The organism is Cryobacterium sp. M91, assembly GCF_002929615.1.
GTDB lineage: Bacteria > Actinomycetota > Actinomycetes > Actinomycetales > Microbacteriaceae > Cryobacterium > Cryobacterium levicorallinum.
The window spans coordinates 1-17,966 of sequence record NZ_PJJT01000066.1 but is presented as its reverse complement, the minus strand read 5'-3'; the positions used below and the strand labels follow the sequence as shown (position 1 = coordinate 17,966).

Annotated in this window: 13 protein-coding genes and 2 pseudogenes; 11 read left to right on the top strand and 4 right to left on the bottom strand. The window is 60.0% G+C overall.

The window, feature by feature from the left end:
• Positions 1-41 precede the first annotated feature (41 nt).
• From CXY80_RS02545 to CXY80_RS02530, 4 genes are all read right to left on the bottom strand, one after another.
• A complete protein-coding gene (locus tag CXY80_RS02545) occupies positions 42-305 on the bottom strand; it encodes a hypothetical protein (RefSeq protein ID WP_146070646.1) in 264 nt (87 codons plus the stop codon).
• A gap of 31 nt (positions 306-336) precedes the next feature.
• Positions 337-1,731, bottom strand: a complete 1,395-nt coding sequence (locus CXY80_RS02540; RefSeq protein WP_158251538.1) for a HAMP domain-containing sensor histidine kinase — start codon at positions 1,729-1,731, stop codon at positions 337-339.
• A 43-nt stretch (positions 1,732-1,774) separates the two neighbouring features.
• Positions 1,775-2,470 carry a response regulator transcription factor gene (locus tag CXY80_RS02535; protein ID WP_104131490.1) on the bottom strand — a complete coding sequence of 232 codons (696 nt, stop codon included), beginning with the start codon at positions 2,468-2,470 and terminating at the stop codon, positions 1,775-1,777.
• A 90-nt stretch (positions 2,471-2,560) separates the two neighbouring features.
• Positions 2,561-5,074 (bottom strand): glycosyltransferase, encoded by a 2,514-nt coding sequence (locus CXY80_RS02530; protein WP_104131489.1) that lies wholly within the window; start codon positions 5,072-5,074, stop codon positions 2,561-2,563.
• A 192-nt stretch (positions 5,075-5,266) separates the two neighbouring features.
• Here CXY80_RS02530 and CXY80_RS02525 point away from each other — a divergent pair, with 192 nt between their 5' ends.
• From CXY80_RS02525 to CXY80_RS02480, 11 genes and pseudogenes are all read left to right on the top strand, one after another.
• Positions 5,267-5,542, top strand: coding sequence for a hypothetical protein (locus CXY80_RS02525; RefSeq protein WP_104131488.1), 276 nt, complete (start codon positions 5,267-5,269; stop codon positions 5,540-5,542).
• 195 nt (positions 5,543-5,737) lie between these two features.
• Positions 5,738-5,890 (top strand): hypothetical protein, encoded by a 153-nt coding sequence (locus CXY80_RS19345; RefSeq protein WP_158251537.1) that lies wholly within the window; start codon positions 5,738-5,740, stop codon positions 5,888-5,890.
• 98 nt (positions 5,891-5,988) lie between these two features.
• On the top strand, positions 5,989-8,487 hold the full coding sequence (locus tag CXY80_RS02520; RefSeq protein WP_233194837.1) for a glycosyltransferase: 2,499 nt from the start codon (positions 5,989-5,991) through the stop codon (positions 8,485-8,487).
• A gap of 228 nt (positions 8,488-8,715) precedes the next feature.
• Positions 8,716-8,856 (top strand): hypothetical protein, encoded by a 141-nt coding sequence (locus CXY80_RS02515; RefSeq protein WP_199182212.1) that lies wholly within the window; start codon positions 8,716-8,718, stop codon positions 8,854-8,856.
• Positions 8,857-9,108: 252 nt separating this feature from the next.
• A complete protein-coding gene (locus CXY80_RS02510) occupies positions 9,109-9,597 on the top strand; it encodes a GntR family transcriptional regulator (protein ID WP_158251536.1) in 489 nt (162 codons plus the stop codon).
• Positions 9,581-11,158 (top strand): apolipoprotein N-acyltransferase, encoded by a 1,578-nt coding sequence (lnt, locus tag CXY80_RS02505; protein ID WP_104131485.1) that lies wholly within the window; start codon positions 9,581-9,583, stop codon positions 11,156-11,158. The genes CXY80_RS02510 and lnt overlap by 17 nt, the downstream gene beginning before the upstream one ends.
• A 1,183-nt stretch (positions 11,159-12,341) precedes the next feature.
• Positions 12,342-13,343, top strand: a pseudogene (locus tag CXY80_RS02500) (IS256 family transposase); the annotation flags it as partial.
• A 171-nt stretch (positions 13,344-13,514) separates the two neighbouring features.
• Positions 13,515-14,822, top strand: a complete 1,308-nt coding sequence (locus CXY80_RS02495; RefSeq protein WP_104131483.1) for a tyrosine-type recombinase/integrase — start codon at positions 13,515-13,517, stop codon at positions 14,820-14,822.
• Positions 14,823-14,836: 14 nt separating this feature from the next.
• Complete coding sequence (locus CXY80_RS02490) at positions 14,837-15,688, top strand: tyrosine-type recombinase/integrase (RefSeq protein ID WP_158251534.1); 852 nt, start codon at positions 14,837-14,839, stop codon at positions 15,686-15,688.
• Positions 15,685-16,680 carry a tyrosine-type recombinase/integrase gene (locus CXY80_RS02485; protein ID WP_104131481.1) on the top strand — a complete coding sequence of 332 codons (996 nt, stop codon included), beginning with the start codon at positions 15,685-15,687 and terminating at the stop codon, positions 16,678-16,680. Before CXY80_RS02490 ends, CXY80_RS02485 begins: the two co-directional genes overlap by 4 nt.
• Positions 16,681-16,818: 138 nt before the next feature.
• A pseudogene (locus tag CXY80_RS02480) lies at positions 16,819-17,733 on the top strand (IS3 family transposase); the annotation flags it as partial.
• Positions 17,734-17,966 lie beyond the last annotated feature (233 nt).

The window sequence follows — 17,966 nt, the reverse complement described above, 5'->3', positions numbered from 1 at the left end:
ATGGAAACGAGCGCGATCGTCTTTCGCCACCAATTGGTTCCTCACAGGTTCACAATGACCAGTGACAAGGCGGCAATCGCTCCGGAAAACCACAGTCGCGTGACCAGTGTCAGCGGCAGACCGAAAACATTCCACACGTCGCTGACGAGCCAGGTGACCATCAAGCCGAGCAGCGCCCCGAGCACCAAAGCCGCCGCGGCGCGTGGTATCCAGGATCGCATGGGGATCCTTACCAGCAGGTAGACCATGAGCACCATGGCAAGGATGTCAATCGGAATCAGGAACGTGTCTGTGTCTATCTGCATGGTGAGAAGCCAATTCAACACGGTCACCACGCTACGACACCGGCGGGTCTGCGACCTCTCCCGCCGTCTCTTTTTCCAGGCGGGTCACTCCACGGGGTGCAAGAGGAAGGCGCACGACGAAGACAACGCCAGCCTGACCGTCCGACCGGTCTTCAACGGTGATCGTGCCGTGATGGTCCCGCACGATCTGCGTCACAATGGACAATCCCACCCCAGCGCCACCGCCGCGAGCAGTGCGACTGCGAGCGTCATCCAGGCGGGTGAAGCGCTCAAACACTCTGTCCCGGTCCTCGACTCGGATACCGTCGCCGTCATCCGTGACGGAGAATTCGGCCGTATTTTCGGTAGTTGTCAGCCGAATCGAGACGAGCGAGCGGGCATGCTCACGGGCATTGTCTCCGAGGTTGCGTAGCAGCCGGGCCAAATCGCGCTCAGAGCCTTCTACCCGTGCCGCGCGAACTCCGTCAAGTTCAATGGTGTGCCCGCCTAACTCGCGCAGGCGATGCAGTTCCGACAAGACTAAATCGTCAAGATCGACAAGACTCGTAGGACCCCGCGGCGCTCCCTCCGCGCTGCGCGCAAGAAAGAGCAGATCGTCGATCAACGCAGACATCCGGACAACCTGGCCTTGTACGTCCTCCAGAACGAGGTGTGAACGCGGGTCCTCGGGGTGCGCCAGCGCCACCTCCACCTGTACTTGCAGCGCGGCCAATGGACTGCGAAGTTCATGGGAAGCGTCGCCCACAAATTGACGCTGCCGAAGCGCGGCCGCCTCGAGTCGTTCAAGCATTTCGTTCATCGTTACTGCGAGACTTGCGATCTCATCGGAGCTGTTGGGCACAGGTACGCGCTGTGACAGGTCTTCCCCACCGATCACCGAAGCCCTCCGGCGGATGGCATCAACCGGACGAATGACTTGACCCACCGCATGCCACAGCGCCCAGGTAACGATGATGAGGACAAGGGGAAGTCCCACCCCGAAGAAGGCAGCCAGGTTCCCCACCGCCGCATCGACTTGGATAGTCGAGGTGGCCACATAGACCCATCCGTTCCCGGCCGGCAGCCGCACCGGCGTGGCAACCACCCGAAAGGGACCGTCGCCCGCCGGCAACCGGTCCACGCTGAGCACTGTGATCACTCCCACGGACGGCGGGGGTGTCAGAATTGGCTCTTGGCCGTCAATATTGCTGGTCGCCGCAATAACCATATTTGAGGAGTCAACGACCTGAACCAACGAGTTTTCGGAACCTGTGTTCGTCACGGTAGGGCCCAGCTCCCCTGCGCCCGCAAGCGACGCAACCGCCTGTGCCCGGTCGGTGGCGACGGTATCGAGGCTGGCGATCAGGGATTGCTGCAGAAGCAGGACAAGAGTGATGCCACTGGCCAACAGCGTGAGTGCCACCACCGCGGATGCGGTGAGGGTCACCCGAAAGCGGATCCCTGAATGCCACCGCCTCGTTTCATGTCGTTTAGGTGGCATCGGATCTCTCCTCGGCTGTGTCAATGAGCCGGTATCCGATCCCACGGACGGTTTCGATGAGGCGCCTCGTGCGACCATCGTCGAGTTTGCGACGCAGATAGCCGATGTAAACCTCAATCACGTTCGAGTCAACATCCAGGTCCGAATCCCACACATGTTCGGCGATCGTATTGCGGCTCACCACCTGACCTTTGCGGCGGACCAAGAACTCTGCAAGTGAGAATTCGCGGGCTGTGAGCGTGACCTCTTCCTCCCCGCGCCAGCAGCGCCGGGCCGCCGGGTCCAGGCGGATTCTGCCCGCCGTGAGCACGGGCTCACGATCAGCGGGTGCCCGTCGTAAGAGCGCTCGGAGGCGAGCGAGTAGAACAACAAAAGAGAACGGTTTCGACAAGAAGTCATCCGCTCCAAGGTCCAAGGCATCCGCTTCGTCGTATTCGCCGTCCTTCGCCGTTAACATGAGAATCGGCACCGTCGAACCGCCCGCACGCAGCCTCTGACACACCTCGTAGCCGGATAGTCCCGGGAGCATAATGTCGAGGATAATGACGTCGAAATTGTTCTCTTCTGCCATCCAGAGGACGTCGACACCGTTCATCGCTGATTCCGTCACGAAGCCCTCCGCTGTCAGTCCGCGCTGCAACGCGTCGACCATAGCGGCTTCGTCTTCGACGAGAAGTACTTTCATTGCTCTCCTTCACCCGACGAAAACCGGGATGCGCGCGATCGACACAGTTAGCATCCCATCATGAGGTAAGGAGATGCTAAGCCTCGTTCGTTACTGATTCGTGGGGGTCGCCCCGATGGCACTCTGGAACTGATCTAACGACGCAGCGTTATAGTTCAGGTCGTCGAATTTCGCGGTCGGAACCGATCCGGCCAGGTATGCGCTCATACCCGCTGCCAGCCCCTGCTCTGTTGCCGGCACGATGAGCCCGACACCTTCCGGCAGAGCATTCCGAGCAGAACTGAACGCTACGGTGACGACGGGGAGGTTGAGTATAAGTGCTTCGAGTAGCGCCATCGGCTGTCCCTCGTAGTCGCTCGAGAGCACGAAACAGTCCGCCACGGCCATGATGGCGTACGGGTTCTTCTGGTGCCCCGCAAGTGTCACCGAATCCTCGATACCCAGCTCACGGATCAGATCTTCCAAGTGCGTTCTCAGCGGCCCGTCGCCGACGATCACCAATCGGGTGTCAGAACGCTGCACGTGCAGCTGAGCGAAGGCCCGAATCAGCTGCGCGTGGTTCTTTTCAGACGACAATCGCCCAACGGTGACAAAATGCACCAGCGTGGATTTCCCCACGAGGCCGTTCGCCCAACTGGGCACCTCGCCCGTGGTGCTGACCCGGACGGCTTCCCTGATATCGATTGCGGCATCGCTACGGACCTGAGCGGCATTTACAAGATTGCGCGCTGACACGAATTTCTCGTGAGGTGCAAATTGGGCAAGTTTGTCGGCATTGATTTCTTCGAGGGCCGGGGAAACGGAGACGAGATGGTCATACTCGTGATACAGCGAAAAAATGCTCGTGAGGCTTTTCAGCTGCCGGCGTCGCTTGTCGTTGCTCCGGTGTGCATCCGCAGTCATAGTGTTGTGCAGCCAAATTGACCGTTTCGCAAGCGGCGCATGCAGCATCAGGGTTGCCCAGAGTGGGCCGTACCCGCTGAAGTCGATGGCGTAATCGAACCGACTGCTGCCAAAACACCGCGTCCATTCGTCATCCCACAGTCTCTTCTGCCGTGGATCGTGCGAGTGTGAGCTCAGGTCACCGCGGTACCAGTGGAGCCGCCGGATGACGTGATCGATCTTGGAACCGTTCATCCCCCCAACCCGGACGAATTGGCGGACCGAGAAATGGATTTGCCCTTGCTTTTCCAAGACAGCAGACATACGACTGTTTGAAAACACGGCAGAAACGTCGAACCGGTCATGATCGATGGCCGTCAGTAGGTTCAAGGCAGACGTCGTGATGCCGTCCGGTCGTAGGCTGCCGACGTGAACAAGTATTGATGGTCGTTCGTCACGGTCCACCGGCCCCACCGTGTAACCGTCTCGTCTGCCCCGAAAAACGATGTCGATGACCCGCCCCGTTGCGCCGCCATCCTCGTGCCCCGAATACTTCTTCCGCATGGTGAGGTATCTCGAGGTGATTTCAGTTCGCTGCCCAGAACGAGCGATTAAGTTCAACTCAACGGCAAGTTCCCTCACAGTTCGCACCACCGGCCCCGGCCATTCCTCCGGCTCCATATACAGGCCGCGGTAGCCCGCGTAGTCGCAGATATCCGGAGTCAGGAATGCGATGGGTCGCCCAGTTGTCAGGAAATCGAAAAAAATACTTGAGTAATCAGTTACGAGAATGTCTGTTGCGGCTAGGACAGCGTTCGTCGGGATTTCGTTGGGCACCAGCCGCCCCTGAAATTCTGCGCCCGCTGCGGCAAATTTATACACCACCTGATGAACCTTGAGGAGGACAACATATCGGTTCGTATCTATCAACGTTTCCAGTTCGGTCACCCGACTGATCAGCTCGTCCGCGTCGTCTTTGGGCTTGGCGAACGACTCCCCCTTCCATGTTGGCGCGTAAAGGATAATCTTCCGCCCGTCGATTGGCAGGCCGACCCCTTCGAGTCGGTGGATTATCGATGCGACACCGCTCGAATCGGTGAACTGATGGTCGATCCGTGGATACCCCTCCTCGATGATCTCGCCTCGGTAGATATTGCGCAGCAAATGGGCATTTTCATACATCTGTTCGGTCATGAAACGGTTTGCCGCGAGTAAATAGTCGGCGGAGAGGAAGTTCCGGATCACATTGCCTACCCTTGAGGCGCGATCACCGATGTCATAGCCCATGCGTTTCAAGGGCGTGCCGTGCCAGGTGTTGAGGTAGACCTGCCCGCCGCGCTTGCTGAATTGCACCGGGAAGGTTGCGTTGTTGATGAGGTACCCGCTTGTGGCTAACGCTCGGTAATAGCCCAGGGAGTTGGGACGAACGAATCGCACTGATGGATCACGAGCAAATTCGTGGACGACGGTCAGGTTTTCTCGCTCGTTCGTGAGCACCCAGACGTGCTTTAGGTGCGTGAAATCAGGTGCCGCACGCAAACCTCGAAAGATCGCCTCGGGGTTGTCCAGCAGGCCGTTGCCGGAGAACGACTCATAGAGAACGACGTTCCGATCGATCGGACGTCTGCGCCAGAACGCGTATACCTCGGATACAGCGGCCTGACGAAGCCTGCTGACGAACCGTTTGACACGGACAAGAACGGTTCGCGGCAGGATCTGCATTCCTTCATAATATCCAGCGCTCACAGCCGTCGGGAGCGGCGATTACCTCGGCGTTGCGGGTGTGACGAGTAGCTGCGTGTCGGTCCTGCACCGCACGGCTCAGCTTCCTGCCAGCTGCACTTACCGCCCTCTTACCCTGCACTGCGAGAGTCGTAATCGTTCACCCATTCAACTGCACTCAAGGAGAACTACATGAACAAGAAAAGAATCGCCGCCGCCGGAATCATCGTTCTCGCCCTGACTGGCATCGGTAGCGGCGCCGCCTTGGCAGCCACCCCCGCAGCGCCAACGTCGGGCACCGCGGTAACCGACACCACTACGCCCATCACCCCGGACGTGCCCGACTCCGAATCCGCAGTTGAGACTCCGGGTTCTGAGGCGGCCACACCGGATGACGGAAACGACGGTGGCCACGCCGACCCCGAGGGCGTTGACGTCAACCATGAGGGCGGAGCCGACGAGAAGTAACTCCTCCCAGAGTGACCATGGCCGTCAGCTCCGTGCGAACGGCCATGGTCACTCATTGTCCTACGCCTCCACGGCAGAGAAACCCAAAATCAGTAGCAAAATCATCGCCGGCGTGACTACCAACAATCCCCTTAGTGTGCGCAGACTCTGGGATAAGCTGGAAGGTATGTACTGCCGCGCTAGCGCAAGAGATACATGGGCCTCGCCGGCGAAACCAAAGGAATCCATTTGAACTGGCGCTTTCTGTCGACCATTGCAGCTGCCGCCGTCATCGGGGCTACGGCCACATGGGGCCTCGTTGTCATACTTTCTGAAATTGCCCAGCAGCAGGGCGACGCTGATGTATGAGACGATTCCAGCGTGGAATTTGGGGAATGCTGGCGAGCCCGAACAGTATGAAAACAACTTGCTCCAACGAGGTATAGCGCGATATGAAACTAATACGGATGAAAAGTCTCCCCTCACGGGTCAAGCGCTTCGTCCACTCCCAATTCCACGCGCATTGGCGCACCGAACCGATTAAACCGGGGACGGTCCTCTACGAGTCGTTCTCTGGCAACGGAATGCTCTGCAATCCGGAGGCCATCTTCCGCCAGCTTCTGGCAACGCCGGACATGCATCAGCTCAAACATATTTGGGTCCTCGCTGACCTGCGCCAATTTCGCTCGACGGTGGCGGAGTTCGCGGGAGCGCGAAACGTGACGTTCGTGCGCTACGGGACACCGTCTTACTACCGTGCCCTTGCCACGAGCGAATACCTCATTAACAATGCGACCTTCCCGCCCCAATTCAGCAAGAGACCTGGCCAGACGTACCTCAACACCTGGCATGGCACGCCCTTGAAGCGCATGGGCTACGACATTGACCGTGGTGCGCTGGCAACAGCCAATATCATCCGGAACTTTGTTGCCGCTGACTATCTGCTCGCCGCAAACCCGTTCATGGCCGAGCAGATGTACGAGAAGGCATACAAACTCAGCGGCATCTCCCGCAGCCGGATCATCGAGGAAGGATATCCGCGGATCGACCGGCAAACGCTCGACACGGACAGCGTTGCGGCTGGCCGAGCACGCCTAACTGCCGCGGGCATCCCTCTCGGTGACCGCACGATCGTGCTCTACGCACCGACCTGGAAGGGCGCGTCCTTTGTCCGGCCTGAGGACGATATTGACCAGCTGCTCGATCACATCGCCCGGCTGACGGCGCAGATCGACACCACCAAATACGTGGTACTCCTCAAAACGCACCAGATCGTGCACGCCCTCGCCGCATCCCGGCCCGAATTCTCGCGCCTGCTCGTGCCGAACGACATTCCCACCAATGTCGTCCTTGGCCTCACCGGAGTGCTCATCACGGACTATTCGAGTATCTTCTTTGATTTCCTGGCTACTGGCCGCCCGATCCTCTTCTTCACCCCGGACTTTAAGGACTATTCAGGCACGCGAGGCCTCTATTTTGAGCCCGAAGACTGGCCCGGTCCGGTCTGTCGAACCACAGAGGAGCTGGCGGTTGAGCTCGCTGAAATTCTCGCGACGGGCACCCTCCCGGCTGACTCAGCCGCACGATATCGCGCCAGCCAGCAGCAATTTTGCGGCCAGGAGGATGGGCGGGTGAGTGCTCGGATTATCGACATCGTCTTCCGCGGCAACGCCGGTCTACACCACGTCCGCCCCGTAGTTTCCCAGAACCGTCCATCTATTCTGATCTACCTGGGCGGGATGCGCTCAAATGGGATAACCACATCCGCTCTCAACCTGCTCAACAACATCGACCACTCCCGGTTCGACGTATCTGCCTGCTTCATCCAGAGCAAAGCTCCCGCCTCGATAGACAACCAACTCGCGATCAATCCCGCCGTGCGCCAGTTCCCACGCGTCGGCGGAATGAACGGCTCCGCGGCCGATCAGCTGGCCCGACATCTCGACTTTCGTCGAGGCAGAATCAGCCGGCACCAGGATCAGCCCACACAGAAAACCCTGTGGGACGACGAATGGACGCGATGTTTCGGCGACAGCCACTTTGACTTCGTCGTCGACTTCAGCGGCTATGGTCCGTTCTGGGCCGCGCTGCTCCTTCATTCACCCAAGTCGATACGCTCAATCTGGCTCCACAACGACCTCGCCGCCGACGCCCATCGCACGATCACGGGCAAGAAGAGAATGCTGCACAGCCTCACCCAGATTTTCACGCTCTACGAGCAATACGACCACCTCGTGTCTGTTTCGCCCACACTGTCCGCAATCAACAACCGCCAACTTGCCCCGTATGCAGACCCGGCGAAATTTACGTTCGCACTCAATACCGCTGATGCCCAACAAATCCTTAGCGCCGCCACCCAGGATCTGCGGGAGACGACGCGGGATCTAGAGACCGGGAGAACTCCTGATTGGGTGGAGGTCCTCCTCGCCGACGACGAGGTAACGAACTTTGTTTCAGTCGGGAGACTCTCCCCCGAAAAGAATCAGGGACGCCTCATCCGCGCGTTCAACATCGTCCACACAGCAACGCCGACAACGCGACTCGTGCTCGTTGGCGATGGTCCGCTCCGAGGACAGTTAGAGTCCCTAATCAGAGAGCTGGGGCTTGAAGAGTGCGTCATTCTCACGGGCGAGCTACCCAACCCGTACACCGTACTTGCCGCATCGGACTGCTTCGTCCTTTCCAGCAACTACGAAGGCCAGCCCATGGTCATTCTGGAGGCGCTGGTGCTCGGCCTACCGATCGTCACAGTCGAATTCGAGTCGGTGAAGAACGCGCTCCCGCCAGGCTTCGGATTGGTCGTGCCGCAAACTGACGAGGACCTCGCCGAGGGACTCAACGCGTTTCTCACCGGGGAGGTACCAACGGGCACATTCGATCACGCTGCATACACCCAGCTGGCCCTCGAGCAGTTCTACAGTGCGATCGGCGCAGCCATACCCGAAGATCTAACTCAAAAGATGTGACGGCGATCAAGCTCAAATATGCGCATCGCCCTACAATGACTTGCCGCGGATATCTCGGACGGTGGGCCCTCTTAAAGTGGGGGATTCACTGAGAGTAGAGATCAGCATGACCGCAGCACGTAGGCGTTTAACCCAGGAGTTCAAAGACGAGCTGTGCCGCGAGGTGATCGATGCGTCCCAACCGATTAAGGACGTCGCCACCCGGCGCCGAGCAGGGAGTTCGGCGCGATGGCTGTCGGCGAGCAGGGGCCTCCGCGAGTCGTGCTCGTGTCCGGCGCCACAGGGTCGACGGAGGATTTTGTGTTGTTCGCACCGTTGCTCACCGAAGCTGGCTACCTCGTCGAGAGCTTCGATCTGGCCGGCCAGTAATGGGGGCGGTTTGTTGCGTCGAAGCCGGGCAGCGCGGTTACCAAAGGAGGGACATAGGGCCCGCACGAGCAACAGTGGCAAGGGTGATTTTGCGCATAACAATACCTTTCGAGAGGAATCTGGCCTCGTGTATGCAAGGAATAATTGCATTTGGGCGCACCATATTGCCCGAGGAGAAGCGTGACTCACATGTCAACTGCGGCTGAAGCAGACCGGGCACGACTGGCCAGAGTACCTGGTCAGTCTCTCTGGTTGAGCGTCCATGACGACATTCTCAACCGGATAGCCTCGGGCGAATTCGCGGACACGTTCCCCGGGGAAATTCAACTGACCACGGAATATCAGGTGAGCCGCAGTACCCTTCGACTTGCGCTGAACCCTCTGCGTCGAGAGGGGCTGGTGTCAGCGAGTCGGGGCAAGCGCCCGATGGTGCACGTCAATCATGGCGAGGAGCATCGCTTTGGTCCGGTGTATAGCTTGTTTGCGGCAGTTGAGGCTTCTGGGATGAGACAGCGCAGTGAGTTGATTCGACGCGAGATCCGTGTTGACGCGCGGATTGCTGACCGGCTCGATCTTCCCGGCGACGCCTCATTGGTCAAGAAAGACACCTCGATCGTTGTGCCCGGCCGGACCCTGACCGTCGATGTCGATGCGGACAACCCCGGCCGGTGGTTCACCTACTGCCCCGACCCCTACCACGGCGAAGCCGGAATGATGGGCGTTCTTGCTTACCTTAAATGAGCGCACTCCAACCGCGAAACTACTAGCACGAGCGGTACCGAGCCGGACCAGGCTTCCCCTGTGGCTCGCCCCCCCTGTCGCCGCACTCGGAGGTCTGCTGAACGCCTTGGCGTTCCCCGGCACCGGCTGGTGGCCGCTGATCTTTGTCGGCACCCCACTCATCCTCTTCTCCCTTATCGGTCGCCGGGTGTGGGGGGCGCTTGGAGTTGGCTTCCTCGCAGGCTTCTCATTCTGGGGAACCCACATCCTCTGGCTCACCATCTACCTCGGGCCGGTGCCGTGGCTGGCCCTGGCCGGCCTGGAAGCGATCTTCTTCGCGCTGGGCTGCGTGCTCATTGCCCTCGCCTGGCGCTTCACCGACCAAGCGTTCCCCGGCGCATGGGGCCGCCTCGGACTGACACCCGTAATCATCGCGGGTCTGTGGACCCTTCGCGAATACCTCACGAGCAACTGGCCATACGGGGGCTCCTCGTGGGGACGACTCGCCTTCTCCCAATCGGAAAGTCCGTTCGGACAGCTGGCGGCGTGGGTCGGCGTATCCGGCTTGTCGTTTCTCATCGCGTGGGTCAGCACCCTCATAATCCAGGTAACACAAGAACCAGCGTCCCGAAATCGGATGCTCCGAAGCAGCGCACCTATTGGCTTGATCGCGCTGATGCTTTCCATACCTGCCTTTCCCATCGTCGAGTCCGGAACCATGCGAGTCGCGGCAGTGCAAGGCAACGCGGATGCCGGACTGTTCGCCGAATACACGCCAGGCCAGATCCTCAACGACCATGTTGCTGCCACCAAACCGCTCTACGGCGAAGACTTGGACCTCGTCGTCTGGCCGGAGAACGCCTCCGACATCAACCCCCTAGAGAACAGTCGGTCCGCTGCAACGCTCGACCAGGTGACGGCGGAAATGAATGCGCCACTGATCACTGGCACCATCACATCCGACCGAAGTGGCATCTACAACAGCTTGCTGCTCTGGAAGAACGGAGAGGGTGCCGTTGACCAGTACGACAAAATTCACCCAGTGCCATTTGCGGAATACATCCCCGACCGTGACTTCTGGTATCCGCTGGCCCCCGACCTGTTCTCGCTCATCCCGCGCGATTACGCAATCGGTATCCGCGACAATCTGTTCGATATCAACGGTGTAGCCGCCGGACTCGCCATCTGCTTCGACATTGTCGACGACAACCTCACCCGACAAATGATCGCCGGAGGAGCAAACGTCATCCTCGCACCGACAAACAACGCAGACTTCGGGCGCACCGACGAAAGCGTCCAACAGCTCGCAATAGCACGCCTGCGCGCCATCGAAACCGGTCGCAGCGTCGTGAACACGTCAACCGTTGGCACCTCGGCGATCATCGCCCCAGACGGCAGCACCATCGACCGGCTGCCAACTTTCACACCGGGAGCAATGATTGAGGAGGTGCCACTCAGCACGACAAAGACACCCGCCATGATCGCTGGCCAGACAATCGAGTTCGCCGCTTCTGGTCTAGGACTTGCTGGACTGATCCTTGCGGCATTTCGCACCCGTCGCAAACGCGACCTCGAACGATAATCCCGCTCCACTGCGATCAAATTTTCCCCGTTCGGGCTCTCTACATAACCGGAGTTGACCTCTTTGTCGTATCGTCAGGACCGATCAACGCGTACGCATGCGAGGCTGGGCCGGTGGCCGGTTTGACCTGGCGGCAACGGCGCGGTCGAACGGAGACGCGGCTGGCTGACCAGCTGTCAATACCGAACCGTGTCGCGACCAACTGCAAGCCCAAAAACGCGCAGGAACAGGAGTCGGCTGTTACGCGCAGCTCGACGATCGGACCAGACTACAAACTCGCTTGGATAGCTGGGGAGGTGAACACAGTCCACCGCTCTCTGGTGAGTGCACGGCAGCCACCGTTTGGCCAGCGAAGCAACGCGATGCACCCCGGTCAGCTTCGCGGAGTCCCCGCCCCTTTGCTGCACGCTGACTGCATCGGTCGTGAACGTAGCCAATCTTGCCGACATAGCCCACCCATCCGTCAGCGATCACTGTCGAGCCGATCTCGTCGCAACGTCGTGGCGCTCCCGGCGGCGGGGTAGGACGCGGAATCGGTGCACATTAGCCAGTTCGGCAACGTTGACGATACCGAATGCTCTGTGGGATCGCACGAAGAGAGTGTCCGCGGTTATTACGTCGTTGCCAGCAGTCCGTCGATGAGGCCGCGCTGTGGTCGCGCGGCCCGGTCAAGTTGAATGCCATGACCACTCCAGAGGCCAACTAAGCAGAAAAGCCCATCGTTGCGACGACCGATTGAATCCGCCGTTCCGCTTTCGGGCACAAAGGGTGACACTCAGCACTGCTAACTAAACGCCTTTTAGCGCTGCGATTCGCCCCACTTACCGAGGACACTGCCAGCGCGAAATCGGGCAGGAATTACTAATAGAGTCGGCACATGGTGAAAAGCAGGGTGGCATTGACGGAGCCAATCGGCATTTCTCTGATCGTGGTCGGCGTAATCGCTGCTCTCTGCGTAGTCGGGCTAGCTTGGCTAACCGCCACATACTGGCGGACTCGACTACATGTTAACGCCGACTGAAAATAGGGCCAGTATCGCCGACTGAAAACAGGGCCACCAGAGTCACATCCAGTATCTCTGTGTAGTTCCCGGGGTTCGATCGTTGGATTAACAACGTAAAGAGCCACCGTGCGATGGTCAGTGAGTACCGATCAAAGAACTCACAGAAAGACACATCACACGATGGCTTTAGACCAGTCTGCCGTGCTCGCGCTCCTCGCGGAACTCAAGCTGACCAATGTCACCGATCGAATCCGAATGGTGACCGAAACTCTCTACCAAGAACTCATCGATGCCGAGGCCACCGCGCACATCGGCGCCGCCCGATTTGAACGCTCCGATGACCGCACCACCCAGCGCAACGGGACCCGCCCGCGCGTCCTCACGACAACGGCCGGGGACCTGAATCTCAAGATCCCCAAGCTCCGGCAAGGGTCGTTCTTCCCCGCCCTCCTCGAGCGGCGCCGGCGCGTCGACCAGGCCCTGTTCGCCGTCGTGATGGAGGCGTACCTCCACGGCGTCTCGACCCGGAAAGTTGACGATCTGGTCAAGGCGCTCGGCGCTGATACGGGCATCTCCAAGTCCGAAGTATCCCGGATCTGCGCTGATCTCGACGGGGAAGTGGCCACGTTCCGTGGCCGTGACCTCGGCGTTACCGGCTACCCCTACGTGTTCCTCGACGCCACGTATTGCAAGGCCCGCGTCAACCACCGCGTCATCTCGCAGGCGATGGTCGTTGCCATCGGCGTGGCCGCTGACGGTCGCCGCGAGGTCCTCGGTTTCGACGGCGGCGACAGCGAGAATGAGATCTTCTGGACCGAGTTCTTACGATCCTTGAAGGCCCGCGGGCTGGACGGCGTCAAGCTCGTCATCTCCGACGCGCACAGCGGCTTGAAGAAGGCCATCAGCGTTGTCTTTCAAGGTGTGGCCCTGCCCCCGTTGAGTGGACACCTCACAAGAGAGAATGTTCACATGGGAAAGACACGCAGGGAGTTCACTCCTGAGTACAAAGACGAGGCCGTGAAGCTGGTGATCAACACCGGCAGGGCGATCGCGACCGTGGCCCGCGAGCTCGGCATCAACGAGGCATCGCTGGGCCGATGGGTCAGCGCCTTCAAGGCCCGCAACGACACCGGCGAGACCGGAGTCACCGAGTCGGAACGGGCTGAGTTGCTCCGGCTGCGGAAAGAGAACGCGGACCTGAAACTGGATCGGGCGTTTCTAAATTATCCTGATGTTCGGCTTATGCCGATGTTTGCGTGAATGTCCTGATCAGGGGGGTGCGAGGGCCCGGAACTTCAGCATAATTCGGCGTGTGGTTTGATACTGGTCCTTTCTATTGGAAGGACAAGGATCATGAGCGATCCGGATCACGTGTTTGTTGAAGGCCCCTTGGTTGCCCTCGTGCCGGGATTTCGGGAACGACTGGCAACGTGGGGATATTCGCGAGCGAGCGCGGCGCAACAGCTGCAGCTTATTGCGTGTTTGTCGCGCTGGTTGGCCGATCGAGGTCTCACCGTTGAGGATTTGACGCCGATGGTCATCGAGGAGTTCTTTCGGTGGCGGCGGTGGACGCACAAGACTTACAGGACGCCACGATCGTTGGTCAGCTTCCTTCTCTTTCTCGAGGAGACTGGTCACGCCCGTGCCGCAGATCCGGCCGTGTCGGTGCTCGCGTGGGAACACGCCCTGGCTCTGTTCGGCTCGTATCTGGCTGATGAGCGGGGGCTTCGACCCACGACGGTGGAGAACTATCTCACTCAGGCCAGACCGTTCCTGCGGTGGCATTTCGACAGGTCTGGGAACGATTTGAGTTCCCTGACGATCCACGAGGTCACGGGGTTCCTGTTGAGTCGGGGCGCGACGCAATCGCGGGGTTCAATTCGGGTTGCAGTCACGTCGTTACGGGCACTGCTGAAGTGGTTGTTCTTGACGGGGATCGTGCCTGAGTCCTTGGCTGAGGGAATTGGCCCGGTTGTCTATTCGGCGTTCGGGTCATTGCCCAAATCCCTCACCCCTGAGGTCGTTCAATCGTTGGTCGCCCAGTCCGTGCTCGCTCCGGTGACTCCGCATCGTGACTGGGCGATCGTATTGGTGCTGTCCAGGCTTGGTCTGCGGTGCCGGGAAGTCGCCGAGTTGACGCTTGACGATCTGCACTGGCGGGCAGGAACAATCATCGTCCGGGGGAAAGGCGCGGCGCTGGACGAGATGCCGATGCCCGTGGATATCGGCTCCGCGATCGTGAACTATCTGGAGAATGAACGATCGGCCTCCGCGCACCGAGCTGTGTTTCTTCAGTCCCGGGCGCCGCACGCACCAATGAGTCGATGCGCCGTCGGGGACCTCATCACCCGGTTGGGTGCGCGGGCCGGGTGCGAAGTCCCGGTTGGTGCGCACAGGTTGCGTCACAGCGCGGCGACTGCAGTCCTGGCGGCGGGCGGGACCTTGACCGAGGCTGCGCAGCTGCTGCGCCACACGAACCCGGCGACCACGGTCATCTACGCCCGCGTTGACCTCCGTGCCCTCGCTACAATCGCCCGAGACTGGCCCCTGGTCTCCTCATCGGTTGCGCGGGCCGCGGGGGTGCTGATCTCATGGCTGTCCTGCTCAAGCAGCATGCGGAAGATTATCTGCGGCTGCGTCGTCTCCTCGGTGCCACGTTGAATAATCACGGATGGATGATCAGCCAATTTCTGGCGTGGCTGGACGATGCCGGCGACGAGAGCATCACGGTTGACGCGGCGGTCCGGTGGGCTGTTCTGCCCGTGGATGCCGGAGGGCGGTGGCGGGCGTTTCGGTTGAGCGTCATCCGCGGCTTCGCCGGCTATGTCCACGCGCAGAATCCAGGTCTGGCGCAGATCATCCCGATGGGCATCATCCCCTCGAAAGTCGTTCATACCGTTCCCTACATCTATACCCCGGACCAGACCGTCGCTCTCATGACCGCCGCGTTGACGCTGTCTCCGCCGCTTCGTGGCTTGACGCTCCAGACCGTGATCGGGCTGATGGCCGCCACTGGCATGCGCGTCGGGGAGACCGTGGGCTTGGACCTGACCGACGTCGATCTGACCAACGGTCGTCTTACGGTCACGGGAAAATACGGTAAGAAACGACTCGTTCCCATCCTGCCCAGCACGGTGATGGCACTGCGGGAATACCTCCGGCACAGTCGTGAACTCGTCACGGCCCGGGACGGCGCCCCGTTCTTCCTTACTTTCATCGGGACGAGGCCCCTGACGGAAAGCGTCGAGAGAGCGTTTCGGTTGGTGGCCACGACTCTGAGCCTGGTGGCGCGGCCCGGAATCCCGGCACCGCGCTTACACGATTTTCGTCACACCTTCGCGACGATCACCTTGCTGGATGCGTATCGACAAGGCATCGACGTTGACGCGCAGGTCGCGGTCTTGGCAACCTATCTCGGCCACGTCAGCCCGGCCAGCACCTATTGGTATTTGAGTGCTACCCCAGAGCTACTCACCGTGGTCTCGGAACGTGTCGAGGCCGCAACGTTGAAAGAAATGAACCCATGACTCTCCTCGCCCCCACCTTGCAGTCCTTTTTCACCACGTATTTGACCGGCCAGAAAGCGGCCAGCAGACACACCATCGCCGCTTACCGCGACACCTGGCGGCTGCTGCTGATCTACCTCAAAACCCATCAGCATCGGCAACCAGCCAGCATTGACTTCTCTGATGTGAACGCGGACACGATCACCGCGTTCCTGGCACATCTGGAAACCGACCGGCACAACAGCGTCTCGACGAGAAATGCCCGACTGGCCTCCATCCACGCCCTCTTTCACTACGCCGCGTTCCTCCATCCAGAGCACGCCGACCTGATCAGGCGAGTGCTGGCCATCGCACCAAAGAACACTGCTCGCCCGCTAATCAGCTACCTCTCTGACACAGAAGTGTCGGTGTTACTGCGCACGCCACCAGCAGACCGGTGGGTTGGGCGCCGCGACCGGCTGATCATTTTGACGCTGATTACTACGGGACTGCGCGTGTCCGAACTCACGGATCTGACCTGGGCAGACCTACAACTGTCCCGTCCGGCCCACGCGGTCTGTCACGGGAAAGGGCGCAAAGACCGCATCACCCCTCTCAATCCCGACACCTGCCGGGACTTGCTGGCCTGGCAGAGGGAAAACCGCACTCCTGAGCGCTCACAGCCTGTCTTCACCCCACAAGGCACCCGGCGTCCCATGACCGTTGACTCTGTTGAACAGCGGATCCGCATTCACGCCGCCGCTGCCGCGCGAAGCTGCCCGACCCTGAAAGAAAAGGCCCTCACTCCGCACGTTCTCCGGCACACCACCGCAATGCGTATGCTTGCCGCCGGCATCGACGTGGCCACCATCTCACTCTGGCTCGGCCACGAATCCATCGAATCAACCAGCGCCTACCTGCACGCCGACCTCAGCATCAAACAACGAGCCCTCGACCGCACCAAGCAGCCCGAGACGACCCCCGGCCGATACACCCCACCCGATGCGACCCTAGAATTCCTCGAAAATCTCTGACGGATTATGCCGAAGTTCCGGGCCCTCGCACCCCCCTGATCGGGACATTCACGCAAACATCGGCATAATCCGAACATCAGGATAATTCAAGTTATTCCGATATCGGAATAACTTGAAAAAAGCGTCCATCTTCTTCGCCCAGGAAGCGTCGGATACGAGCGCAAAGCGTTCGAACTGATGCTGGCGGAGAAGACCAACTTCACCATCACCCGCATGGTCCGCCTGCTCGAGGTGTCCCGGTCAGGATATTACGTCTGGCTCGACCGGAAGCCGTCGGACCGTGCGATTCGACGGGAGGGCATCGAGCAGAAAGTGGCGTGGTTCCACGGCGACTCCGACGAGGTCTATGGATCGCCGAGAATCCTCGCCGACCTCCGCGCCGACGGGGAGACCATCTCGCGCAAGACCGTCGCCAAGACCATGCAACGCCTCGGATTGGTGGGCATCTGCCCGAAAAAGTGGCGGACCACCACGATCATTGACCATGCCGACGCTTACCCCGTCGACGCCGTCAAACGGCAATGGGATACCGGGGCCCTGAACCAGGTCTGGGTCGGTGACATCACTTATCTGAGGACTTGGGAGGGGTGGGTCTACTTGGCGACCGTGATCGACGCCCACAGCCGCCGGGTCATCGGCTGGGCCATCGCCGCCCACATGAGGACCGATCTGATCGAGGACGCCCTCGTGATGGCCATGACGCTGCGCGGAGACAGGCCGGCGCAGGTCATTTTTTACAGCGACCGTGGCACCCAATATGCCTCGGCCCAGATCACCGCGTTCGCGATCAAGAATGGCATCACTCGCTCGATGGGATTGACCGGTATTTGCTGGGACAACGCGATGGCCGAGAGCTTCTTCGCCACGCTGAAAACCGAGTTCTACTACCGACGCGTTTGGCCCACCCGCGACCGCGCTACTCGGGAAGTCGGAGCCTGGATCGAGGACCGATACAACCGTCGGCGCCGGCACTCCTCGATCGGAGATGTCAGCCCCGTCGCCTTCGAACTGCAATACTCATCACAGACCGCGGAAGTTCAACTCGCCGCTTAACCCGTGTCCACTAACCGGGGGCAAGGCCACGGACGGAGAGGCGTTGCTCAAATGACATTGTCGTTATCTTTCTGTTTGTGTTTAAGATGCGTGTACTTCGAGTGGCTCCTCTTGCGTATGTCGCTCGATGAAGTCATCGATCAGATGCACGACGGTGTCCAGCTGTTCATCCAAGGCGAAGTGCCCGGTGTCGAGCAGGTGCAGTTCAGCGGAGGGAAGATCATCGAGGTACG

Coding starts and splice junctions, on each gene's coding strand:
- CXY80_RS02545 (WP_146070646.1), bottom strand. CDS start 305: ATGCAGATAGACACAGACACGTTCCTGATTCCGATTGACATCCTTGCC.
- CXY80_RS02535 (WP_104131490.1), bottom strand. CDS start 2,470: ATGAAAGTACTTCTCGTCGAAGACGAAGCCGCTATGGTCGACGCGTTG.
- CXY80_RS02530 (WP_104131489.1), bottom strand. CDS start 5,074: ATGCAGATCCTGCCGCGAACCGTTCTTGTCCGTGTCAAACGGTTCGTC.
- CXY80_RS02525 (WP_104131488.1), top strand. CDS start 5,267: ATGAACAAGAAAAGAATCGCCGCCGCCGGAATCATCGTTCTCGCCCTG.
- CXY80_RS19345 (WP_158251537.1), top strand. CDS start 5,738: ATGGGCCTCGCCGGCGAAACCAAAGGAATCCATTTGAACTGGCGCTTT.
- CXY80_RS02520 (WP_233194837.1), top strand. CDS start 5,989: ATGAAAAGTCTCCCCTCACGGGTCAAGCGCTTCGTCCACTCCCAATTC.
- CXY80_RS02515 (WP_199182212.1), top strand. CDS start 8,716: ATGGCTGTCGGCGAGCAGGGGCCTCCGCGAGTCGTGCTCGTGTCCGGC.
- CXY80_RS02495 (WP_104131483.1), top strand. CDS start 13,515: ATGAGCGATCCGGATCACGTGTTTGTTGAAGGCCCCTTGGTTGCCCTC.
- CXY80_RS02490 (WP_158251534.1), top strand. CDS start 14,837: ATGATCAGCCAATTTCTGGCGTGGCTGGACGATGCCGGCGACGAGAGC.
- CXY80_RS02485 (WP_104131481.1), top strand. CDS start 15,685: ATGACTCTCCTCGCCCCCACCTTGCAGTCCTTTTTCACCACGTATTTG.